This window comes from Streptomyces sp. NPDC050997, assembly GCF_040660135.1.
Classification (GTDB): domain Bacteria; phylum Actinomycetota; class Actinomycetes; order Streptomycetales; family Streptomycetaceae; genus Streptomyces.
This window is the reverse complement of record NZ_JBFAGK010000004.1, coordinates 103,565-126,148: the sequence shown is the minus strand read 5'-3', so window position 1 is coordinate 126,148 and position 22,584 is coordinate 103,565. Positions and strand designations below refer to the sequence as shown.

The window sequence follows — 22,584 nt, the reverse complement described above, 5'->3', positions numbered from 1 at the left end:
CCTACCGACGGGTATGGAGGCGGGTTACCATCTCTGTCGCTATGCAGAAGAACCCCACACACACCAGCCTGGTCGCGGTCGGCGACTCCTTCACCGAGGGCATGTCGGATCTGTTGCCGGACGGCACCTACCGGGGCTGGGCCGACCTGCTCGCCGGGCGGATGGCGGCCCACTCCCCCGGCTTCCGGTACGCGAACCTCGCGGTGCGCGGCAAGCTCATCGGGCAGATCGTCGCCGAGCAGGTCGATGTGGCGGCGGCCATGCGGCCCGACGTGATCACCCTGGTGGGCGGGCTCAACGACACACTGCGGCCCAAGTGCGACATGGGTCGGGTACGTGCCCTGCTGACGGAGGCCGTGGAACGGCTCGCCCCGGCCTGCGAGCAGCTGGTGCTGATGCGCAGCCCGGGCCGCCAGGGTCCGGTCCTCGCACGCTTCCGGCCGCGCATGGAGGAGCTGTTCCTCTGCGTCGAGGAGCTCGCCGGGAAGCACGGCGCGCTGGTCGTCGACCTGTACGGGGCCCCGTCGCTCGGCGACCAGCGACTGTGGGACGTGGACCGGCTGCATCTGACGGCCGAGGGCCACCGCAGGGTCGCGGAGGCGGTGTGGCAGGGGCTCGGGTACGAGCCCGAGGACACCGAGTGGCGCACACCGCTGCCCCTCACACCGCCGCCGGGGTGGGCCCTGCGCCGGGTCGCGGACGTCCGCTTCGCCCGACAGCACCTGCTGCCGTGGATAGGCCGCCGGTTGACCGGCCGCTCGTCGGGCGACAGCCTGACACCGAAACGGCCCGACCTGCTGCCGTACGAGCGCCCCGTGGACTGACCTGTGACAGCGACGCGGGTGATCAACCTCCGGGGCCGTATCCACGAGTACGGGCCCCGGCTGGAACTCGCCCCCGACTGCGTCGTCTACGTCGGACGCCGCTGGACGATGGGCGGCTGGGACCTGCCCCGGCATCCGCTGTACAACCCGTTCGCGTACGACACCCCGGCGAGGAAGCGGGACGGAACGCGGGCCGAGGTGATGGCCGCCTATCGGGCGTACCTGCTGGAGCGGCCGGAGCTGCTGGACCTGGTGCCGGGACTGCGCGGCAGGACGCTGGCCTGCTGGTGCGCGCCGGAACTGTGCCACGCGGAGGTGCTGGCCGCCCTCGCCGAGACGCTCTCGTAGGTTCCGACGAAGACACCCGCGGGGCTGGCCTGCAGGAATCGCCAGTAGAATCCGTACACGTGACTTCCGCTCCCGCCAAGCCCCGTATCCCGAACGTCCTCGCCGGACGCTACGCCTCCGCCGAGCTCGCCACGCTCTGGTCGCCCGAGCAGAAGGTGAGGCTGGAGCGTCAGCTCTGGCTCGCCGTGCTGAAGGCCCAGAAGGACCTCGGGATCGAGGTGCCGGACGCGGCGATCGCCGACTACGAACGCGTCCTCGACCAGGTCGACCTGGGCTCGATCGCCGAACGCGAGAAGGTCACCCGGCACGACGTCAAGGCGCGGATCGAGGAGTTCAACGACCTCGCCGGGCACGAGCACGTGCACAAGGGCATGACGTCCCGCGACCTCACCGAGAACGTCGAGCAGCTGCAGATCCGGCTGTCGCTGGAGCTGACGCGCGACCGTACGGTGGCCGTGCTCGTCCGGCTGGGCAAGCTGGCCGGTGAGTACGGCGAGCTGGTCATGGCCGGCCGTTCCCACAACGTGGCCGCGCAGGCCACCACCCTCGGCAAGCGTTTCGCGACGGCGGCCGACGAACTGCTCGTGGCCTACGCCCGGGTGGAGGAGCTGCTGGGCCGCTACCCGCTGCGGGGTATCAAGGGCCCGGTCGGTACGGCGCAGGACATGCTGGACCTGCTGGGCGGTGACGCGGCCAAGCTCGCGGAGCTGGAGCAGCGGATCGCCGGGCACCTGGGCTTCTCGCAGGCGTTCACGTCCGTCGGCCAGGTCTATCCGCGCTCGCTGGACTACGAGGTCGTGACCGCGCTGGTGCAGTTGGCGGCGGCGCCGTCGTCGCTGGCGAAGACCATCCGGCTGATGGCCGGGCACGAGCTGGTGACCGAGGGCTTCAAGCCGGGCCAGGTCGGTTCCTCCGCGATGCCGCACAAGATGAACACCCGCTCCTGCGAGCGCGTCAACGGCCTGATGGTCATCCTGCGCGGCTACGCGTCCATGACCGGCGAGCTGGCGGGCGACCAGTGGAACGAGGGGGACGTGTCCTGCTCGGTGGTGCGCCGAGTGGCGCTGCCGGACGCGTTCTTCGCCCTGGACGGTCTACTCGAGACGTTCCTGACCGTGCTCGACGAGTTCGGTGCGTTCCCGGCGGTGGTGGCGCGGGAGCTGGACCGCTACCTGCCGTTCCTCGCCACCACCAAGGTGCTGATGGGCGCGGTGCGCGCGGGTGTGGGCCGTGAGGTCGCGCACGAGGCGATCAAGGAGAACGCCGTCGCCTCCGCTCTCGCGATGCGTGAGCAGGGTGCCGAGCGCAACGAGCTCCTCGACAAGCTGGCCGCCGACGAGCGTATTCCGCTGGGCCGCGCCGAACTGGACTCGCTGATGGCCGACAAGCTGTCCTTCACGGGCGCCGCCGCCGACCAGGTCGGCGTCGTCGTCGGCCGGATCGAGGAGATCGCGAAGCAGCATCCGGAGGCCGCCGGCTACACCCCCGGGGCGATCCTCTGACCCGCTTCACTCCCGAGGAGCTGGAGGCCGCCCGCGACCGTCTCGTGCCGGATGTCGTCGCGGACGGTCTCCAGGTGCTGTTCTGCGGCATCAACCCCGGCCTGATGACGGCCGCGACGGGCCATCACTTCGCCCGTCCCGGGAACCGGTTCTGGCCGGTGCTGCAGCTGTCCGGGTTCACCCCGAGGCTCCTGAAGCCGTCGGAGCAGCGGGAGTTGCTGTCGTACGGGCTCGGCATCACCAACGTCGTGGCGCGGGCGACCGCGCGGGCCGACGAGCTGAGTGCGCGGGAGTACCGGGAGGGCGGGCGCCTGCTGGCGCTCAAGGTGGCGCGGCTGCGGCCACGCCGGCTGGCCGTGGTCGGGGTCACCGCCTACCGGGCCGCCTTCGACGACCGCGGGGCCCGGGTGGGGCCGCAGGAGCGGATGATCGGCGACACCCGGGTGTGGGTGCTGCCCAACCCGAGCGGGTTGAACGCGCACTGGACCGCGCAGACGATGGCGGAGGAGTTCGCGCGACTGCGGGCGGCGGCCGAAGCGGCCTGAGGCCTGGCCGGCCGGTCACAACGGCCCGTCACGGCGGGTCGGTCACCGCAGGCCGGTCACAGCGGGTCGCCCCCGCAGGCCGGTCACCGCAGGCCGGTCGCAACGGGTCAGTCACCGCAGGCCGGACACGGCGGGTCGTCGCCGCAGGCCGGTCATCGCAGGCCGGTCACAGCGGGCCGGCCACCGCAGGCCGGTCACAACGGGCCGGCCACCGCAGGCCGGTCACCGCAGGCCGGTCACCGCAGGCCAGTCACGGCGGGTCGGTTTCGGTGATCAGGACGAGGAGGTGGGTCTCGTCGCCCAGGTCCGCGTCCGCCACGCCGACGGCGACCCAGCGGCCGGTGCCGTCCGGCTGCCACACGTTCAGCTCGTCGACCAGGGTGCTGGCCGTCGACCAGGGCTCCGGTATCGCCTCGCCGCGGTCGATGCGCACCACGAGCGTGCCCATCCACCATGGTGGCTGCCGTGCGCCCCAACGGTCGTCCAGCAGAAGGGATATGTGCTCCTTGAGGGCGTGGAAGTCCGCCACGGTCCGCGCCCGCCGCGCCGCGTCGCCCGTCCATGTCCCGTGGGTCGCCTCCAACGACACGATGCGGTATCCGGGTCCCTCCATGAGCACGTCCGACCCGCTGTGCTGCACGGTGAGGTCCCCGGCACACAGCGAGTCGATCCTGGCGAGGTATTTCGCGCTGTCCATGTGATCCAGTAAAGCGGGCGGCACTGACAACCGGCGCGGCGCGTCCGGCGCTTGGGCGGCTCAGGTGTCCCGGCGGAGTACGCTCCACGCCCCCGCCAGCAGCGCGGCCGCCGCCCAGAGCGCGGTCACCGCGAGACCCGTCCAGGGGCCGAGGGAGCCGTCCCAGGTCTGGTGGAACACCACCTGGCCCGCGCGGTCGGGCAGGTAGTCGGCGACATTGCCCGACATGTCCCCGACCACGAAGGAGACGATGAGCAGGAACGGCAGGAGGATGCTCAGCGTGGCGACCCCGCTGCGCGTCACGGCGGTGAGTCCGGCGGCGAACAGGGCCATGAGCGTGAGGTAGACCCCGCAGCCGACCACACCCCGCATACCGTCGCCCCAGCTCATCCCGCGCGCGTCGGCCCCGAGAACCGCCTTGCCCACGGCCAGGCTCGCGGCGCCCGTGAGCAGACCGACAGCCAGGGACGGGACGGCGATCGCGACCGCTTTGGCCGCGAACCACCGGCCCCGCCGGGGCACCGCCGTGAACGCCGCCCTCAGGGCGCCCCCTTGGAAGTCGGACGAGACGACCGTCGTACCGAACGCGATCGCCGCCATCTGTCCGAAGTTGAACCCGAAGAAGGTGGAGAACATCGGGTCGAAGTCCTCGCCACCGGCGTCCAGCGCGCCGAGCGCGGAGAAGGACGTCGTCGCGAGCAGGACCGCGCACAGTGTCGCGACGAGCGACCGCAGGGTACGGATCTTGATCCACTCCGAGTGGAGCACGGGAACAAACGCCATGGTCAGACCTCCTGGTGCGGTGCGGTGAACTCGGTCGACGTCGCCGTCAGATCGAGGTACGCCTGTTCCAACGTGGCCTCCTCCGAGGCGAGTTCGAGGATCGGGACGCCGGCGTCCGAGATGAGGCGTCCGATGTCGTCCACGCGCGCGTCCGGCACGGTCCAGTGCCCGTCCTCGTGCCGCTCGGCGTCGTGACCGTGGTTGGTGAGGACCTTGGTGAGCGCGTCGCCGTCGGTCGTACGGATCCGCACCCGGGGCCGCACCCGCGCGTGGATGAACTCCCGCATCGGGGTGTCCGCCAACAGGCGTCCCCTGCCCAGGACGACCAGGTGGTCGGCGAAGGAGGCGGTCTCGTTCATCAGGTGGCTGGAGACCAGGACCGTGCGTCCCTCGGCCGCGAGACGTCGCAGCAACTCGCGGATCCAGATGATGCCCTCGGGGTCGAGACCGTTGGACGGCTCGTCGAGCATGACCACTTCGGGGTCGCCGAGCAGGGCGGCGGCGATACCGAGGCGTTGACGCATTCCTAGGGAGTACGTGCGAACCCGGCGGTGTGCCACCGACGCGAGACCCGCTTCCGCGAGCACCTCGTCGACCCGGGTGACCGCGATGCGGTTGCTCGCCGCCAGGGCACGGAGGTGGTCGCGGCCGGTGCGGGAGCCGTGTGCGGCGTCGGCGTCGAGCAACGCGCCCACGTGGCGCAGGGGTTCGTCGAGTGTGGCGTAGGGGCGGCCGCCGATCGTGGCGGTTCCCGAGGTGGGCCGGTCCAGGCCGAGGACGAGCCGCATGGTGGTCGACTTGCCGGCCCCGTTGGGGCCGAGGAAACCGGTGACCCGGCCGGGCAGGACACGGAAGGTGAGGGCGTCCACGGCGCGCCGGGTGCCGTACTCCTTGGTGAGGGCTTGGACGTCGATGCTGGTCATGTGGCAAGCCTGGCCGTCGCCGCGGGGGCGGCGCCTCCCCCGCGGGTGGAGATCCGATCCCCCGTGCGGGGGAGGCCGATTGTCAGTGCCGGCTGCCACGATGACGGAATGACCCGCTTCCTGCACCCGCTCTTTCGCGGGACGACGTACACACGCTTTCTGCACCTGTGGGTGCCGATGCTGGTCGTCAGCGTGTGGTTGTGGGTCGAGATGTCCATGCCGTGGGTGCCCGCGCTCGCGCTGATCCCGGTCGGCCTGATCGCGGCGGTGCGCCAGGGCGAGGGAGTGCAGGCGCGGTTGTTGCTGACTCCGGGCGAACAGGGCACGGAGATCTCCGTGGAGCCGTCGGCGACCTGGGGCGACCGGCTGCGGACCGTGCTGTGGCTGGAAGTGCGCATGCTTCTGGGGGGCTTGACGGCGTGGTCCACCGTCTGGTTCCCGCTGGTGTCGTACTCGCTGGCGAAGCTCGCGTCCGGGAGCGTGCCCCACGACGTCCCGGTCCTGAGGGAGGCGGCGCCGCACTGGGCGTTCGCGTTGCTGGCGCCGCTCCCGCTGGTCGCGTTCTACGGACTCGTGGTCGGGATGGGCGAATTGATCACCGTGCTCGCGCGCCGGCTCCTCGGACCGTCCGCCGCGGAACGGCTCGCCGCCCTCGAAGAACGCACGGAACAACTCCTGGAGCGCACCCGCATCGCCCGTGAGCTGCACGACTCCATCGGGCACGCCCTGACGGTGGCGGTCGTGCAGGCGGGCGCGGCGCGGGCGGCCGGTGATCCGGCGTTCACCGACCGGGCGTTGGAGGCCATCGAGGAGACCGGCCGGACCGCGCTGGAGGATCTGGAGCGGGTGCTCGGCATCCTGCGGGAGTCTCAGCGACCGGTGAGCAGCCGGCCCACGTTGACCGATGCCGACCGGCTGTTGGAGTCCGCCCGGGTCTCCGGTGCGAAGGTCGACGCCGAGTTGACCGGGCCGTTGGACACCGTGCCCGGGCCGGTCTCCCGCGAGGGCTACCGCATCCTCCAGGAGTCGCTCACGAACGTGCTGCGGCACGCGGGGGCCGTGCCCGTCCGGGTCCGTGTCGCGGTCGGCGACGGCACGCTCGACCTGTCGGTACGCAACCCGCTCAGCGCCGGAATACCGGGGCCCGGGCGGGGCAGCGGGCTGCGTGGCATACGCGAGCGCGCGGCCCTGCTCGGGGGACGCGCGCTGACCGGCCCGAACGAGGGTGACTGGCAGGTACATGTGGAACTGCCGTTGCGCTGATCTACGCTGGCCGCATGCCGGTCACCGTTCTTCTCGTCGACGACGAGCCCCTGGTCCGCGCCGGTCTGCGCGCCGTTCTGGAGGCTCAGCCCGACATCGAGGTCGTCGGGGAGGCGGCCGACGGGGCGGCGGTGATCCCGCTGGTGCGGCGGCTGCGGCCGGACGTGGTCGCCATGGACGTACGGATGCCGCTGCTGGACGGGATCGAGGCCACGCGCGCGGTGCTGCGGACGGTCGACGACCCGCCGAAGATCGTCGTCGTGACGACGTTCGAGAACGACGAGTACGTGTATGAGGCACTGCGGGCCGGCGCCGACGGGTTCCTGTTGAAGCGGGCCCGGCCGGCCGAGATCGTGCACGCGGTACGGCTGGTCGCCGCGGGCGAGTCGCTACTGTTCCCGGCGTCGGTGCGGCGACTGGCCGCCGAGTACGGGGAGAACGGCGGGAACCGTGCGGCGCGGGACGTGCTGGAGCGGGCCCGGCTGACCGAGCGGGAGGCGGAGGTGCTGCGGCTGATGACCCGGGGGCTGTCGAACGCGGAGATCGCCGCCCGGCTGGTCGTCGGGACCGAGACGGTGAAGTCGCATGTGAGCGCCGTCCTGGCGAAGCTGGGGGCACGGGACCGTACGCAGGCCGTGATCACGGCGTACGAGTCGGGGTTCGTCGCGCCCGGATGACAGGGATCCGTGCGGGGGCGGGCCCACTGCCGACGCTGACCGGCTTCGTCGGTCGGGGCCGCTGCCGGACCGTCCGGCTCTGCGCGGCCGGGCCCGCTGCCCGGCCGTCCGGCTGCGTGTGGTGGGGTCGCAGTGTCGTCTCCTGCCTCCCGGCACTCGCCGGGGTCCGCCACGCCGAGTACGATCCGGCCAACACGCGCACGAGCTGGGAGGACGGACGTTGGGGCGGCTGACCGGCGGGGATCCCTCGCTGCTGCGGAGGATCAACTCCGCGGTGGTGCTGCACGCGCTGCGCGCCACGGACTGCGCGACCCTGACCGAGATCACCCGGGTGACGGGACTGTCCCGGCCGACGGTCGAGGGTGTCGTCGAGGGGCTCATCGAGGCCGGGTACGTCGTCGAGAAGGCGGCCGACGAGAGCGTGGTCCGACGGCAGGGGCGACCGGCGCGGCGCTTCCGGTTCCGGGCCGAGGCCGGTCATCTGCTGGGACTGGAGATCGGGGCGCACCGCGTCGCCGTGCTGCTGTCCGACCTGGACGGCCGGGTGATCGGCTCGCAGGCCAAGGACGTCGACGAGACGGCGTCCGCGGACGAGCGCCTGGAGCGGCTGCGGACCGCGGTGGCCGATCTGCTGCGCCGGGCCGGGGTCGCGCGCGGCTCCCTGCGGGCCGTCGGGGTCGGCACGCCGGGGATCGTAGAGGCGGACGGCACGGTACGGCTGGGCACCGCGCTGCCCGAGTGGACGGGGCTGCACCTGGGCGAACGGCTCAGTCGCTCCTTCAAGTGCCCGGTCCTGGTGGAGAACGACGCCAACGCCGCCGCGGTCGCCGAGCACTGGAAGGGCGCCGCGACCGAGTCCGACGACATCGTGTTCGTCCTGGCCGGGCTGAGCCCGGGCGCGGGTGCGCTGATCGGCGGGCGGCTGCACCGGGGCTACGGCGGGGCCGCCGGGGAGATCGGCGCGCTGCACCTGCTGGGCCGGGAGGCGACCCCGGAGACGCTGCTGTCCACCACGGACGAGCCCCTGCACCCGCTCGACGAGCAGGCGGTCGCCGATGTCTTCGCTCAGGCCCGGGAGGGCGACCAGCGGGCCCGCGCGGCGGTGGACCGCTTCATCCAGCGGCTGGTGCACGACGTGGCGGCGCTGGTGCTGGCCCTCGACCCGGAACTGGTCGTGGTCGGCGGCTGGGCGGCCGGTCTGGACGGCGTACTGGAGCCACTGCGGCGGGAGTTGGAACGGTACTGTCTGCGGCCCCCGAAGGTCGCCCTGTCGCTCCTGGGCGAGGCCGCCGTGGCGACCGGTGCGTTGCGGCTGGCCCTCGACCATGTGGAGGAGCAACTGTTCGCGGTGGAGGGCACGGTGACGGCCCGCCGCTGACGGCCGTCGGGCCGGCGGGTGTGCGCGGGCCGATCGGGCTCATGAGGCGCACGCGGAGGCCACGGGAGATTCCGGGGAGGCACCCTGGGCTCTCGCGGCCGGTGGGCACCAGTGGGGACGGGGCACGCCGGTGCCGATGCCGATGCCGATGCCGATCAGGTGTGCCGGGGCCGGTGGCGAGAGGACTTGAGGCTTCTGAGCCGGTGAGATGTCTTGGGGCCCCCGGCGCCCGCACATACGCGCGCCCCGGGGAGTTCCCCGGGGCGCCGACGTTGTGACGGTGTGCGGTCAGGACGCCTTGCGTTCCGGGCCCTGGTCGATCTCCACTCCGCCGGAGTCCCCGAAGGTCAGGCGGCAGGTGTCCGCGCGGTAGGTGGCGACGGAGACGGCGGCGGTGCGGCCGCCGGCGAAGTAGCGGGTGGTGACGACGAGGACGGGCGCCCCAGGAAGCCGGTTCAGTTCCTTGGCGTCGTCCGCGCGGGCGGACCCGAGCTCGACGGCGCTCTCCTGGCCCTCCAGCTCCAGCCGCTGCAGCTCACGCAGCACGCCACGCGCGCGTGCCGCCCCCGACGGCGCGTCGATCGCGGACAGTTCGGGCACCGCCGACTCCGCGATGTAGAGCAGTTCGGCGGCGACGGGCTGGCCGTGGGTCGTACGGGAGCGGCGCACCGTGTGCACGGACTGGTCGTCGCCGGTCTCCAGCTCCGCGGCGACGGCCGCGGGCGGCACCTCCAGGGTGGAGTCGACCGGCTGCCAGACATCCCCGGCCGCGCCCCGCCAGTCGTGCTGCTCCGTGCCGACGGCCACACCCACGCGGGGCGGGGCGACGGTCGTACCGACACCGCGGCGACGCTGCAGCCTGCCTTCGAGTTCGAGTTGCTCCAGCGCCTGGCGGAGCGTGGCACGGGCTACGCCGTAGCGGGCTGCGAGGTCGCGCTCGTTGGGCAGGATCTCGCCCACGGTGAATTCCGAGTCCAGTGCCTCACTGAGCACGGTCTTGAGATGCCAGTACTTTGGTTCCGGCACCGTTTCGAGCTGCGTGGTCCCCACCCTGTCCTCCGCAATCGCCGTGATCCGCGGCGTTTTAGCGCCCTTGTTTATTAAAGGTTGTTGCACTTCTCTGCGACCATAAGGCGGCCCCCACCCTTGGTCAAGACCAATCCTCGTTCCCGGGGTCGAATCCGGACGGATCACAGCGAAGCGTTCACGGAACGTTCGTACGACGGCGCCTTCGTGACACGACGTCAGTGCGGTCCTCAGACGGAGGCCAGAGGGCGCAGCTTGTCGGGGTTGCGGATGACGTAGACGGACTGGACGCGTCCGTCCAGGACGTCCACCTGGAAGACCGAGTCGGGCGTGTCGCCGGACAGGGCGAGGACCGCGGGGCCGCCGTTGAGCTCCAGGAAGCGGAAGGACAGGCCGGGGGCCGCCTTCCGGGCGGCACCGACGAGGAAGCGGCCCACCTTGTCGGCCGTCTCCAGGACCCGCAGCGGCGCCTTGGACTTGCCGCCGCTGTCGCCGACCAGTCGGACATCCGGGGCGAGCAGGGACATCAGCCCCTCCAGGTCGCCCTCCGCGGTGGCGGCCAGGAACCGTTCGGTCAGATCGCGCCGCTCGGTCGGGTCGACCTCGTAACGGGGCCGTCGCTCCTCGACGTGCCGGCGGGCCCGGCCGGCGAGTTGACGTACGGCGGGCTCGCCCCGGTCGAGCATGGCCGCGATCTCCGCGTACGGGTAGCCGAACGCCTCCCTGAGGACGAACACCGCGCGTTCCAGTGGTGACAGCGACTCCAGGACGACGAGAAGGGCGAGGGAGACGGTGTCGGCGAGCACCGCCTGTTCCGCGGTGTCGGGCACGGTCTCCGCGAAGTCGGTGACGTACGGCTCGGGCAGCCATGGTCCGACGTAGGTCTCACCCCGCGCCTTGACCTGGCGCAGCCGGTCGATGGCCAGGCGGGTGGTGACGCGCACCAGGTATGCGCGCGGTTCCCGCACCTCGCTCCGGTCGGCGGCCGACCAGCGCAGCCAGGCCTCCTGCACGACGTCCTCGGCGTCGGCCACCCGCCCGAGCATGCGGTAGGCGACCCCCAGGAGGACGGAACGGTGTGCTTCGAAGACGTCGGTCACGGTATCGGCGCTCACCTCTCCATCCCAGCCGAGTCACGCGGTCGTGTCCAGGCGATCGCGGGGCGCGTCCCCTCAGGAACATCAACGGCACCAGCCGGAACCAGCCGGCATCGGGGATGTCGGGGGCCTCAGTGGCATGAGAGGCGTCAGGGAAATTCGGAGAAACCTGGGGCTACCGGCCGGTAATAATTGCTGACAAGCTGTCTACCCCATGGTCGTCAGTGACTCCCCGCCGAGGAGCATCCGCATGTCCGCCAGCACCGTTTCCTTCGAAGTGCCCACCCCTCAGGGCCCCCGGCCCGTCACCGTCTCGTACACGCGCGCGGGCAGCGGCGACCCCCTGCTCCTGCTGCACGGGATCGGGCACCACCGACAGGCCTGGGACCCGGTGGTGGACATCCTCGCGGCCGAGCGCGACGTCATCACCGTGGACCTGCCAGGGTTCGGTGTCTCCCCCGGCCTGCCGGACGGCCTGGCGTACGACCTGCGTACGACGACGGCGGTGTTCGGTGCCCTCTGCGAGGCGCTGAAGCTCGACCGGCCGCACGTGGCGGGCAACTCCCTCGGCGGCCTGCTCGCCCTGGAGCTCGGCCGGGAGAAGCTGGCACGGTCGGTCACGGCCCTGTCCCCGGCGGGGTTCTGGACGGGGGCCGAGCGGCGCTACGCCTTCGGCGTGCTCATCACCATGCGGCGGATAGCCGAGCGAATACCGCTCCCCCTGGTCGAGCGGCTGTCCCGCACGGCCGCCGGCCGGGCCGCCCTGACCAGCACCATCTACGCCCGCCCGAGCCGCCGTTCACCCGAGGCCGTGGTCGCGGAGACACTGGCGCTCGCACGGGCCACAGGGTTCGCCGACACACTCCGGTCCGGCGCCACCGTCCAGTTCACCGACGACATCCCGGACGTACCGGTCACCCTGGCCTGGGGTACGCGGGACTGGCTGCTGGTGCCGCGCCAGGGTGTGCGGGCCAAGCGGATCATCCCCCGGGCGCGGCTGGTGCGGCTGCCCGGCTGCGGCCACTGCCCGATGAACGACGATCCCGCGCTGGTCGCGCGCGTCATCCTCGACGGCAGCCGCTGAGGGCCTTGTTTCGGGGGCGTGCGGTAGCGACGCGAGGGGGGCGAGGGCACGGTCACGCGGCCCACCGCGGCGCCAGGCGGACCGCTGCCGCCCGCAGCAGGCGTTCGTGGCGGCTCCACCGGACCGGGTGGGCGACCCGGCCGGTCAGGGCGCGCTCGGCGCAGTCGAGGCTGTGACGGAACGCCGCGTTGTGCAGCGGGCGGAAGAACAGGAGCCAGCCCAGCCAGCGCACCCCACGCGGACGCAGCACCAGGGTGTGGCGCAGGACGGCATGCCGAGGACCGAGGGGCTCGACGCTGAACTCGTGAAAGCCGTGGAACCCTCTCGGGCCGGTGAACCGGAAACGCACCCACTGGCCCGGTACGTACTGGCTGATCACGTACCGCACCGGACCATGGCCGCCGGACACGCCGACGGCCAGCGGTCGTTCGAAGCGGACGGGAGGCCAGTTCGACGGCCAGAGGCGGTCCTGCTCTCCGCCCAGGGAGTCGATCAACGCACCGACGGCCCCGGGCGCGGCGGGGAGCGTGCGTTCGTGGACGTTCAGCACAGCGATCACGGTGTGCTGACTGCCCGGCCCTGCCCTTCGGGGAACTCCCTCGAAAGGGGCACCGCAGAGTACGCCCGGAGCACTGGTTCGTGCCGTGCGCCGGGCTTCGCGCTCGGGCTGACCGATAAACGTCGATGCGACGCGGCGGACGGGCACCTCCCTCAACTGCTGCTCCACAGGCGCCCCTTGCTCTCCCGCATCCCCGTTCGACGGTGCGGGGGGCGAAGATCGGCCAAGGTCAGAGCGACCCGCGAACACGCGGAGGGGGAAGCGGAGCCCCGGGCGTAAAGAGAGATGAGACAGGCGACACAAGCCAGGCGGGTCAGTAAAGCGCATATGCGAGGGGGCAGCACATATGGCCGCAGCACGCGGTGTTCCACCCGAGTCGCCATCAGAGCAGTGGCAACCGCTGCTCATCCAACCGCCGTTGGCGGAGCTGCGCGGCGACCCGCTTGCCGACGCGGCCCTGTCGGAGCTGCCCCGTCTGGTGCCGTCCTCCGTCGCGGTGCACTCGTTGCGGGCGTTCCTGCTGGCCGACGCCCGCGCCCGATCCCGGGGCGTCGACTACGACCGGGCCGGTCTGCTGGCCGCAGCGGTGTTCCACGACACCGGGCTGAGCGGGAGCACACCGGCGCCGCGCGGCGGATTCCCGTCCCGTTCCGCCGAGTTGCTCGACCGTTTCCTGGCCGGGCAGGGGGTGGACGAGACGCGGCGCGGGGTCCTGACCCGTGCGGTCCGCGAGCACATGCGGCCGTTCCCCGCCCGCGACGCCGGCCCCGAGGAGCGACTGCTGCACTTCGGCGCCTGGCTGGACGTCACCGGTCGCGGCAGCAGCCAAGTGCCGGGCGAGCGGCGGCGGTTGGCCGCTCTGGCCGGCACACCCTGGTTCGCCGTCTCGTTCTCCGCTCGATTGGCCGGCCACGGAGTGCGTCGGGTACTGCCGGCGTCCTCGGCCGTCCGCTGAACCCCGGCCCGGCCACTCGCTCCTCCCGTCGTGAAAGGACCGCAGACATGCAAGAGGACCAGCGTGTTTACGATGTCGCCATTGTCGGAGGCGGCATCGGCGGGACCATGCTGGCGGCGATCCTCGCGCGCCACGGCGTGCGGGTGCTGCTTCTGGAAGGAAGCGGTCATCCCCGGTTCGCCATCGGAGAGTCCACCGTCCCCGAGACCACCTTCGGACTGCGGGTACTGGCCCGCCGCTACGACGTCCCGGAGATCGAGCATCTCGCGACCAACGGTTCGCTGCGCCGTCACGTGTCCTCGAACTGTGGGGTCAAGCGCAACTTCAGCTTCGTCTACCACCGCGAAGGCGAGCCCACCCGCGCCGCGGAGTGCACCCAGTACCCGACCTGGGGGCCACCGCTGGGCCCCGACTCGCACTACTTCCGGCAGGACGTGGACGCCTACATGTTCCATGTGGCGGTCTCGTACGGCGCGACCGCCCACACCCACACCGTCGTCGACGACGTGAAGTTCGACGAGGACGGGGTCACCCTGGTCACCCGGGAGAGGGGCACATTCCACGCGTCGTACGTGGTCGACGCCGGTGGTATGCGGGCGCTGCTCCCGGAACGGCTGGGACTCCGGCAGGATCCGCCCTATCGCACCCGGTCGCGCACGATCTTCACGCACATGGTCGACGTGCGGCCCTTCGACACCGTGGTGCCGCCTCGCGAACAGCACGGGATGCCCAGCCCGTTCAGCCAGGGCACCCTCCACCACCTGTTCCAGGGAGGCTGGTTCTGGGTCATCCCGTTCGACAACCACACGTCGAGCACCAGCGAACTGTGCAGCGTCGGCGTCAATCTCGACCTGGACCGCCATCCGCGCCCCGAAGGGGTGTCCGCGGAGGACGAGTTCTGGAGTCACGTACGGCGGTTCCCCAGCGTGGCCCGGCAGTTCGAGCACGCGAGGTCGGTACGGCCGTATGTGTCGACCGACCGTACCCAGTTCGCCTCACGGACGGTGGTCGGCGACCGGTGGTGCCTGCTGCCGCACGCCAGCGACTTCATCGACCCGCTGTTCTCCAGTGGACTCGCGGTCACCGTGATGGCGCTGAACGCGCTGAGCCACCGGCTCATCGAAGCCGTGCGCAAGGACGACTTCGACACGGCCCGGTTCTCCTATCTGGAGCACTGGATCAAGCGGATGTTCCGTTTCTACGACGACCTGGTGTCCTGCAGTTATCTGTCCTTCGACGACTTCGACCTGTGGAACGCCTGGAACCGCGTGTGGACCATCACCACGCTCTACGGCACCAACTCCCAGAACCAGGCCGCCGTGGCATTCGAGAAAACACACGACCCGGCCTGTTTCGACGTGTTGGAGACTCCGCCCTATCGCGGACTCCAAGGGGTCGACAATCCCCGGGTCGAGCTCCTCTTCAACCAGGCGCGCGACACCGTACTGGCTTATGGCTCCAATGATCTGACGAAGGATCAGGCGATCGCACGCATCTACGACCTGCTGCGTGAGAGTGAACTGTGCCCGGCGGTGTGGGGCACGCTCGACCCCGAGGACCGCTGCCCCGCGGGCGTGTTCACCCTCTGGCCGCTGATGAAGATCCTCCTGTGGGGCAGGTACCGCTCGCCGCGGCACGTCCGGGGGGCCTACTTCACCGGCGGGGCGCGGCTCGTGGGGAGCGAGGCGGTCCAGGTCTACGGCACCGAACTGCGGCGCGGTGCCTTGCTGGTGCACCAGACGGCACGGGACATGTGGGTCAACTGGAACCGGGACTGGACGCGGCGGCCGGCTCCGCGCACGGAGAAGCCGGAGCCCGGGATCCAGCGGTAAAATCAGCAGTAGGTCCAGCAGCAGGCGCAGCAGTCGCTCCACGGACAGAAAAATCATTCCTGCGCTATCCGGAAAAGTAACGTCCCGGTTTGCCACAAGATTACCTCGGGTAGAAAAACCACATGGCCGAGAATTAAAATCCGGCCCGGTTCCCCCTGCTTGATCGAGAGACAACGGGCTGCAATCTAAAATGGCGCACAATTCCACCTGCCCATCGCCCGCCTCCTGCTCCTGGGAAGCTATCTCCCAGCACCAGGACCGCCTCATGCGACTGGTTCGCAGAAGACTCCCGAGCTATCAGGACGCCGAGGACTGCGTCCAGGAGACGATGGCCCGAGCGGCCGCGCATGCCGCGTTGGACCGGAGCCGGCTGGGTCCCTTTCTGACCTCCGTCGCACTTCGGCTCTGCATCGACTACTACCGTGAACTGGAGCGCCGCAGCCGCCTGTTACAGCGTGCGGCCCTCCTGGACGATCCCGGGACCACCGAGGAGGACGTCTGTGACGAGGACTTCGGCAGATGGCTCATGGACCAGGTCCGGTATCTGCGCGGCCGTGAACAGGAAGTAATACTCGCCCGCGCCGCGGGAATTTCCACCGCGGAATTCGCCCGCATGCACAACATCTCCGTCAAGGCGGCCGAAGCCGCTTTCACCCGGGGCCGAGCACGCCTGAAAACGGTATGCGCGAAGGCCATGGAAGACCGTATCTGATAACGCCGACAAAGGGCGCCACGCATCACACACCGAAAGGAACACCCATGTCCAACAACAAGAACATGCAGGATATCCTCAAGGATCTGATGGGCAATATGGCCGACAGCGGCAAGGAGGCCTTCGACGACATTCTCAACCGGCCGGAGAAGTCGTCGTCCGGCAACGCGGTCGAGACGCTGGCCGGACTGCCCGCGAACGCCCTGGGCGCCCTCGCCGGTGTCGTCAACCCGGCCGCGGCGCTGGCGGGCGCGGCCAATCCGCTGGCCGCACTCGCGAGTGGCGGGGGCAATCCGCTGGCCGGCCTCACCGGCGGGGGCAACCCGCTCGCCGCGCTCGTCGGCGCCGCCCAGGCGGGCGTACCGCTCGCGGCCCTCGCCCAGGCCGCCAATCCGCTGGCGGCCGTCGCGGGGGCCGGAGGCAATCCGCTCGCCGCGCTCACGGGGGCCACCGGGTCAGCGGCCAACCCCCTGGCCGCGCTCACCGGAGCGGCCAACCCGCTGGCGGCCCTCGGCGGGGCCGCCAGCCCGCTCGCCGCGCTCGGCGGTGCGGCGAACGCCCTGGGCGGGGTCGGGCAGCTGGCCGGAGGTGTGGGGCAACTGGCAGGCGGGGTCGGCCATGCCGCCGAGGGCGTGGGCGATCTGCTCTCCCTGCCGGCGCAGCTCGCCCAGCTGCTGGACCTGCTCCCGAAACTCATCCAGGCGCTGCAAGGACAGGCCGGCGGCGGAAAGACCGCCAAGGGCTGAGCACTCGCGCCGGTATCCCGCTCGACCGTGTCCGCGTCCCGCTCGGCCGGCCGTGCCGAGCGCACCGACTGCCGTCCCCGGAGTGGTCCCCGGGCCTGAGGAGGTCACACACGATGGCGTCAGTCGTCGGCGATCGGTTGCGTCTCGTGGTCAAGGTCCTGGGGAGCCTCGTCGCCGACGAGGTCGGGCAGGCCACCCGGCTGCGCAGACACGCGAAACGGGGCACATGGGCTCCGGCGGAGGCGGCGGAGGTCTCCGCCGGAGCCGAGCAGCGGCGCGCCAAGGCGGTGCGCCACGCGCTGGAGAGGCTCGGCCCCTTTTATGTGAAGCTCGGTCAGATCCTGTCCACGCGGCCCGACATGGTGCCCGAGTCCATCCGGGACGAGCTGCAGAACCTGCACGACCAGGTCGACGTGCAACCCTTCTCGGTCTTCGAGCCCGTGCTGGCGGGCGACCTCGGGCCGGACTGGAAACTGCGCTTCGACGACATCGACACCGTCGCCCCGCTCGGTGCGGCCTCCCTCGCCCAGGTCTACCGGGTGACCCTGCCCGGCGGGCGGCCGGCCGTCGTCAAGATCCAGCGGCCCGGCATCCGCGAGGGCGTGCTCGCGGACATGGCCCTGATGCGCCGGGCCTCCCGGATCGTGGCCCGGGTGGCGCCCAAGTTCAACGAGGTCATCGACATCGAGGCGATGCTCGGCTCCGTCTTCGACGCGATGGAGCCGGAGCTGGACTTCACCGGCGAGGCCCGCGCCATGGACGAGGCCCGGGAGAACATCCGCCCCTTCCGCACACTGGAGGTGCCCCGGGTCCTGCACGCCGGGCCCCGGGTCCTGGTCCAGTCGCTGGCCCCCGGGACTTCGGTACGGCACGTCGACCGCGCCCACTTCACCGACGACGAGCGCATCGAGATCGGCAAGGACCTGCTGCGCTTCATGTACCACGGCTACTTCGTGCACCGGGTCTTCCACGCCGACCCGCACGCGGGCAACGTCTTCGCGGTGCCCGGCGGCCCGGCGACGCTGATCGACTGGGGCATGGTCGGCCGGCTGGACCGCCGGACCAGTCTCCAACTGCTGCCGCTGTTCATGACGTTGGCGCAGAACGACGGGGCGGGTCTCGCGCATCACTGGGCGGAGATGGGCCGGATGACGGCGTGGTCCAACATGCCCGCGTTCGCGGCGGACATGGCGGCCTTCGTGCCCAAGGTCTCCCATCTCTCCCTGGACGACATGAACTTCGGCGTCTCGCTGACCACCGTGCTGGCGAAGGCGACCAAGCGGGGCATCGGTTCACCGCCCGCGGTGTCCCTGCTGGGCAAGTCGTTCGCGAACCTCGACGGGTCGGTGCGCTGCCTGGCGCCCGAGATCACCCTCCCCGAAGTGTTCCAGGGAGAGGTGCCGAAGATCCTCTTCGCCCTGGGCCGCGAGTTCCTCGGCCGCCACCAGTTCGCCCGGAACTCCATGGAGTTGCTGCTCTCCGCCGTCACCGGCCCCGAGCAGCTGCGCGGAGTTCTCGGTGACGTGGCCAACCGCCAGTTCGCCCTCAACATCCATGAACCGCGTACCTCGGCGGCGATGGGCGGTCAGCGCTCCACCCGGCCGTCCGGCCCGCTGCTGGCCCTCGGAGCGCTGGCGTTCCTGCTCGGCCGTCGCCACCCCCGCTGACCTCAGCGAGCCACCACAACCCTCGGTGCCACCACAACCATCGGTCGACTCACCACGCACACAGGGAGGTTCACCATGCCCGACATCACACGCCCGCAGTCATCGTCCGCGCCGGACAGCAGCCTGCCGCACTCCACACCGACGGACCGCGCTCCGCGGGACGGCACCCTGACCGACAGACTCTCGCGGGTGGCGCTCTGGACGGCGGCCGCGCATGCCGCGGAGTCCCATCGGGACACGCCGTACGTCCTCGATCCCTGGGCCGCCGACTTCCTGCGCACGGCCGGCTTCACCGAAGGTCCCCCGGGAGACGGCCCCCTGCAACGGCTGCTGCCCGACTGGGCGGTGGTGCGCACCCGCTTCTTCGACGAGCACCTGGTCGACGCGGCCCGCTCGGGCTGCCGCCAGGTCGTGCTGCTGGGAGCCGGACTCGACACCCGTGCCCTCCGACTGAACTGGCCCACCGGCGTGCATGTCTTCGAGGTCGAGGACCGCTCGGTCCTCGCGTTCAAGGAGCACGTGCTGAACTGGAGCCCGCCCACCTGCGGACGCCGTAGCCTCGTCGGCGCCGACCCGACATCCGGTTCCTGGGCTGACGGACTCCTCGCCGCGGGGTTCGACCCCCGACGGCCCACCGCCTGGCTCGGCGAGACCCTGCTCTACCATCTCCCGCCCCACGTGGTGGAGACAGTCGTCGCCACCATGACGGAACTCTCCGCACCCGGCAGCACCTTCGGCGCCGAGTGCGTGAACTCCGAGTCGGTCTCCTCCTCGTTCGTCGCCCCCTTCCTCGACGCCCTGTCGGCCACCGGCATCGCCTGGCAATGGCAGCTCGCCGAGCCGCAGGAGTGGTGGGCCGAACGGGGCTGGGAGGCCCGGCCGGCCGACCTGCTCACCCTGCCGTACGTCGTCCAGCGCCTCTCCCCCTACCTGCCCCTGCTCACGGAGGCCGCCGCGAAGTGCGTGTTCCTGACCACCGGAACGCTGCGGAGCTGACCGTACGCACGAGAACCGCGGGCACCTGCACCGTGCACGCGAGAAGGGAGCCCGGGGCGAGTCGCTCCAGGGCTCCCTTCTCGTGTGTACGGCTACGCCCGCTCCAGTGCCAGCAGTGCCGCCGACCACAGGTCGGGCAGTTGGCCGGCGGTCGCCAGGGCCTCGTCGTGGACGACCGTGAGGCAGACCACGTCGTGCTGACTCGTCAGCGTCGTCATGCACCGGATGCCGGCCGCCAGTCCGGTCAGCAGGACGGCACGGCGGGCCACGGCCCCCTGGTGGACGAGCGCCGGGCCGAAGTTCACGCTGCTCGTCGGCGCGGCGACGGCCGCCCCGTTCACCATCCGCGTTCCCACCCGGGCGCCGACCGCCCGCGGGGTGGCGGCCAGCAGCAGGCTGAGCGCGTCGCGCTGACGGCTCGCGCGTATCCGGGCGGTGCGGGCCGCGACACGGGCGAGGGCCCGCAGCGGTGACGGTTCGTCACAGGGCAGCAGCAGCCTGGCGACGACCATACGGTTGCCGGGCGCGCACTCCTCGCCCGGTGCCCGTACCGACATCGGTACCGCCACGGGCACGGGGGGATGCGGGGACCCGGTGGCCTTCAGGTGCCAGGTGCGGACGGCGTGGGAGAGGGCGGCGAGATAGACGTCGTTCACCGTGCCCCCGTGGGCGCGGCCGATACCGCGCAGTGTCGCCAGCGGGGCGTCCGCGTGGCACACGTTCGTCCGTCCGCTGCCCGGCACGTCGAAAGCCGGCTTGGCGGCCCGCGCGCCGAAGGAGGCCGCCACGTCACCGAGGGCACCGGCCAGGCCCCGGGCGGTGGGCCGGGAACGGTGATGCGATGCCGGGCCGCCCTCCGGACGGTCGTCGAGGAGTGCCCGGGCGGTGTGGGCGGCTCCCACGCCGTCCTGGAGGGTGTGGTCGCTGCGGTAGCACAGGGTGTGACCGCCCTCCGCCCCGTGCACCAGCCACACCTCCCAGGGCGGCCGCTCGGCCGTACTCATGGGCCGCGTCAGCATCAGCCGGCCGGCTCCCGAACCGTCGGGGTCGTGCTCGGGCAGCCGGGTCTCGCGCACGTGCTGCTCCACCTCGATCCGGTCGACGCGCCGGAAGACCTTGCCATCGCGTGCGACGCGGTAGCGCAACGCCGGGATCCGGTGGGCCCGTTCGGCCACGCGCGCGCGTACGGCGTCCAGGGACGGGGCCGGGCCGTCGTACCGGAAGAGCAGTCCGACCGGCAGCGGCCTGCCGCGCATCACCAGGTGGTAGGCGGCGTCCGGGGCTCCCATGGGCAGGGTCGCCGGCAGGCTGCCGTCGGCGACGGGGTGGAGGCGCATCAGCGGGACCTTCCTGTCTGACGTCGGGGTGTGGCGGGGCGGGTGAGCTCGCGGAAGCCGCTCCGGCCCGCGACGGGGGCGGGCGCCGGGCCGCTCAGCACGTGCGCCGTGTCGCCCGGCCCAGCGTGTTCACGTATCCCCGCAGGAGAAGGCGTCCCAATCCGTCGACGGGCAGCCGTGGGGCCTGTGACCGATGCCAGGGCAGTGGGTCGCCGGGTTCCGGCTCGCCGAGCAGGGCGCCGGCCACGTGGGCGCCGTGGGCCACGGACATCGCGAGGCCGTGGCCGCAGCAGCCGCCGATGTACCAGACGTCGGGGAAGCCGTGGACCGGGCCCACCACCGGCAGGTCGTCGAAGGTCATGCCGACACGGCCCGACCAGCGGTGGACGATCCGTACGTCGGACAGGTCAGGGTGCAGTCGACGCAACCAGCGCCCGAGCCAGCTCCAGGCCCGCTCGCGGACCGCCTGCAGCCGGGACGCGTCCAGTCCGGCCGGGGCGGTGACCGTACCGCCACCGGCCACCAGTCCCCCGTCCGGGAGCAGCCTGAAGTACGGCGCCATCGGTGCCGCGTCCACGAACGCGTCCCCGGCGCGCCCGCCCAGGGCCGCGTACGCCGTGGCACCGACGGGTGCGGTCGCCACGGCGTACACCTCCAGCGGCAGGACCGTGCCGACGGGCAGACTCACGTCCCGCGCACCGGAGTTGACGGCCAGGACCGCCTGCCCGGCGTAGAGCCTGCCGTGCGGGAAGACCAGTTCGGGTCCGACCAGGTCTCCGGGGTGTACGGCTCGCAGGGGGCTGTCCCCGTAGAAGCGCACGCCCTTGGCCGCGCAGGCGCGGGCGAGGGCGCAGGTCAGGGCGGCGGGGTCCAGGGTGGCCGCGACGCGGTGGAGGAGCCCGGCGGTGTACGGCACGCCGATCCTGGTGCGGATCGCGGCCCCGGACAGGACCGGTACGTCCAGGTCGAGCGCCCGGTAGGCCTTGGCCTGCCGGGCGAGGGCCACCAGGTGCGCGGGCGAACGCGTCGCCACGATCTGCGCGCCGGTCCGCAGTCCGCAGCGCGCGTCGAGTCGGGCGCACAGGTCGAGGACCTGGTCCACCGCGCGCACGCTGGACAGGTGCATGCGGCGGGCGGTCACCGCCCCGAAGCGGCGTACCGCGCGGTCGATCGCCGGTCCGGCCCGGGGCCCGAGCAGCCCGGTGCCCCGGCCGCTGGCCCCGGCGGCGGGGCGCTCCGCGTCGACGACGGCGATGTCGAGCCCGGGGGCGCGCTCCGCGAGATGGTAGGCGCAGGCGAGACCGGCGAGCCCGGCCCCCACCACCGCCACGTCCGCGGTGACCACGCCGTGCAGCGGCGGCTGGACCGGCACTTCGGCCGGCTCCCAGGCGGGCGCTCCGGCGGGCAGCGGGGTCATCCGGGTCCGTCCGGGGTGGGGGCGGGGGCGGGGGCATGGACGGGGGCGGGGTGGAGTCCGGCAACCGGCACGGGAGCGGGCGCGGGGACGGGGTCAAGTCCGGCAACCGGCACGGGCGCAGGCGCGGGGACGGGGTCAAGTCCGGCAACCGGCACGGGCGCAGGCGCGGGGACGGGGTCAAGTCCGGCAACCGGCACGGGCGCAGGCGCGGGGACG

General features: G+C 71.8%; 22 protein-coding genes and 1 pseudogene. 15 read left to right on the top strand and 8 right to left on the bottom strand.

What is annotated here, in order from left to right:
* Positions 1-41 precede the first annotated feature (41 nt).
* Genes AB0H86_RS10540 through mug form a run of 4 tightly spaced genes read left to right on the top strand, consistent with a single transcriptional unit; the run spans position 42 to position 3,219 of the window.
* A complete protein-coding gene (locus AB0H86_RS10540; protein ID WP_362435608.1) occupies positions 42-824 on the top strand; it encodes an SGNH/GDSL hydrolase family protein in 783 nt (260 codons plus the stop codon).
* Between the two features lie 3 nt (positions 825-827).
* Positions 828-1,172 carry a DUF4326 domain-containing protein gene (locus tag AB0H86_RS10535; RefSeq protein ID WP_362435606.1) on the top strand — a complete coding sequence of 115 codons (345 nt, stop codon included), beginning with the start codon at positions 828-830 and terminating at the stop codon, positions 1,170-1,172.
* A 59-nt stretch (positions 1,173-1,231) separates the two neighbouring features.
* On the top strand, positions 1,232-2,674 hold the full coding sequence (gene purB, locus AB0H86_RS10530; RefSeq protein WP_362435603.1) for an adenylosuccinate lyase: 1,443 nt from the start codon (positions 1,232-1,234) through the stop codon (positions 2,672-2,674).
* Positions 2,675-2,718: 44 nt separating this feature from the next.
* Positions 2,719-3,219, top strand: a complete 501-nt coding sequence (mug, locus tag AB0H86_RS10525; protein ID WP_362435601.1) for a G/U mismatch-specific DNA glycosylase — start codon at positions 2,719-2,721, stop codon at positions 3,217-3,219.
* A gap of 250 nt (positions 3,220-3,469) precedes the next feature.
* Here the strand turns inward: mug and AB0H86_RS10520 are convergent, their stop codons facing one another.
* Genes AB0H86_RS10520 through AB0H86_RS10510 form a run of 3 tightly spaced genes read right to left on the bottom strand, consistent with a single transcriptional unit; the run spans position 3,470 to position 5,622 of the window.
* Positions 3,470-3,916 (bottom strand): hypothetical protein, encoded by a 447-nt coding sequence (locus AB0H86_RS10520; RefSeq protein ID WP_362435598.1) that lies wholly within the window; start codon positions 3,914-3,916, stop codon positions 3,470-3,472.
* 60 nt (positions 3,917-3,976) lie between these two features.
* A complete protein-coding gene (locus tag AB0H86_RS10515) occupies positions 3,977-4,699 on the bottom strand; it encodes an ABC transporter permease (RefSeq protein ID WP_362435596.1) in 723 nt (240 codons plus the stop codon).
* 2 nt (positions 4,700-4,701) lie between these two features.
* A complete protein-coding gene (locus AB0H86_RS10510; protein ID WP_362435593.1) occupies positions 4,702-5,622 on the bottom strand; it encodes an ATP-binding cassette domain-containing protein in 921 nt (306 codons plus the stop codon).
* 108 nt (positions 5,623-5,730) lie between these two features.
* Between AB0H86_RS10510 and AB0H86_RS10505 the strand changes: the two genes are divergently transcribed.
* The 3 genes from AB0H86_RS10505 to AB0H86_RS10495 all read left to right on the top strand — a co-directional run bounded on the left by AB0H86_RS10505 (position 5,731) and on the right by AB0H86_RS10495 (position 8,940).
* Entirely contained in the window at positions 5,731-6,885 is a 1,155-nt protein-coding gene (locus AB0H86_RS10505; RefSeq protein WP_362435590.1) for a histidine kinase, read from the top strand.
* A 14-nt stretch (positions 6,886-6,899) separates the two neighbouring features.
* Complete coding sequence (locus AB0H86_RS10500; RefSeq protein WP_362435586.1) at positions 6,900-7,562, top strand: response regulator transcription factor; 663 nt, start codon at positions 6,900-6,902, stop codon at positions 7,560-7,562.
* Positions 7,563-7,782: 220 nt separating this feature from the next.
* Complete coding sequence (locus AB0H86_RS10495) at positions 7,783-8,940, top strand: ROK family protein (RefSeq protein ID WP_362435583.1); 1,158 nt, start codon at positions 7,783-7,785, stop codon at positions 8,938-8,940.
* Positions 8,941-9,228: 288 nt separating this feature from the next.
* Here AB0H86_RS10495 and AB0H86_RS10490 read toward each other — a convergent pair whose 3' ends face one another.
* Together AB0H86_RS10490 and AB0H86_RS10485 are read right to left on the bottom strand one after the other, a co-directional pair.
* On the bottom strand, positions 9,229-9,990 hold the full coding sequence (locus AB0H86_RS10490; RefSeq protein ID WP_362435580.1) for a GntR family transcriptional regulator: 762 nt from the start codon (positions 9,988-9,990) through the stop codon (positions 9,229-9,231).
* A 206-nt stretch (positions 9,991-10,196) separates the two neighbouring features.
* Entirely contained in the window at positions 10,197-11,081 is an 885-nt protein-coding gene (locus AB0H86_RS10485) for an RNA polymerase sigma-70 factor (protein ID WP_362435578.1), read from the bottom strand.
* Between the two features lie 232 nt (positions 11,082-11,313).
* Here AB0H86_RS10485 and AB0H86_RS10480 point away from each other — a divergent pair, with 232 nt between their 5' ends.
* Positions 11,314-12,147 carry an alpha/beta hydrolase gene (locus tag AB0H86_RS10480; RefSeq protein WP_362435576.1) on the top strand — a complete coding sequence of 278 codons (834 nt, stop codon included), beginning with the start codon at positions 11,314-11,316 and terminating at the stop codon, positions 12,145-12,147.
* 52 nt (positions 12,148-12,199) lie between these two features.
* Here AB0H86_RS10480 and AB0H86_RS10475 read toward each other — a convergent pair whose 3' ends face one another.
* Entirely contained in the window at positions 12,200-12,706 is a 507-nt protein-coding gene (locus AB0H86_RS10475; RefSeq protein ID WP_362435574.1) for an SRPBCC family protein, read from the bottom strand.
* 346 nt (positions 12,707-13,052) lie between these two features.
* Between AB0H86_RS10475 and AB0H86_RS10470 the strand changes: the two genes are divergently transcribed.
* From AB0H86_RS10470 to AB0H86_RS10445, 6 genes are all read left to right on the top strand, one after another.
* The gene (locus tag AB0H86_RS10470; protein WP_362435571.1) at positions 13,053-13,661 is read left to right on the top strand and encodes a hypothetical protein; all 609 of its coding nucleotides are present in this window, start codon (positions 13,053-13,055) and stop codon (positions 13,659-13,661) included.
* Between the two features lie 47 nt (positions 13,662-13,708).
* Complete coding sequence (locus tag AB0H86_RS10465; protein ID WP_362435568.1) at positions 13,709-15,493, top strand: tryptophan 7-halogenase; 1,785 nt, start codon at positions 13,709-13,711, stop codon at positions 15,491-15,493.
* 190 nt (positions 15,494-15,683) lie between these two features.
* Positions 15,684-16,205, top strand: a complete 522-nt coding sequence (locus tag AB0H86_RS10460; protein WP_362435565.1) for a sigma-70 family RNA polymerase sigma factor — start codon at positions 15,684-15,686, stop codon at positions 16,203-16,205.
* A gap of 47 nt (positions 16,206-16,252) precedes the next feature.
* Positions 16,253-16,951 (top strand): hypothetical protein, encoded by a 699-nt coding sequence (locus tag AB0H86_RS10455; RefSeq protein ID WP_362435562.1) that lies wholly within the window; start codon positions 16,253-16,255, stop codon positions 16,949-16,951.
* Between the two features lie 113 nt (positions 16,952-17,064).
* Positions 17,065-18,618: an AarF/UbiB family protein gene (locus tag AB0H86_RS10450; RefSeq protein ID WP_362435560.1), complete on the top strand. Its 1,554-nt coding sequence runs from the start codon at positions 17,065-17,067 to the stop codon at positions 18,616-18,618.
* Positions 18,619-18,693: 75 nt separating this feature from the next.
* Positions 18,694-19,614, top strand: coding sequence for an SAM-dependent methyltransferase (locus AB0H86_RS10445; protein ID WP_362435557.1), 921 nt, complete (start codon positions 18,694-18,696; stop codon positions 19,612-19,614).
* Positions 19,615-19,706: 92 nt separating this feature from the next.
* On the opposite strand, the gene AB0H86_RS10440 is transcribed toward AB0H86_RS10445, so the two are convergent.
* Together AB0H86_RS10440 and AB0H86_RS10435 are read right to left on the bottom strand one after the other, a co-directional pair.
* A complete protein-coding gene (locus AB0H86_RS10440) occupies positions 19,707-20,951 on the bottom strand; it encodes a wax ester/triacylglycerol synthase domain-containing protein (RefSeq protein ID WP_362435554.1) in 1,245 nt (414 codons plus the stop codon).
* A 94-nt stretch (positions 20,952-21,045) separates the two neighbouring features.
* Complete coding sequence (locus tag AB0H86_RS10435; RefSeq protein WP_362435551.1) at positions 21,046-22,368, bottom strand: FAD-binding oxidoreductase; 1,323 nt, start codon at positions 22,366-22,368, stop codon at positions 21,046-21,048.
* A gap of 35 nt (positions 22,369-22,403) precedes the next feature.
* On the opposite strand from AB0H86_RS10435, the pseudogene AB0H86_RS10430 reads away from it, so the two are divergent.
* Positions 22,404-22,584, top strand: a pseudogene (locus AB0H86_RS10430) (YibE/F family protein); the annotation flags it as partial.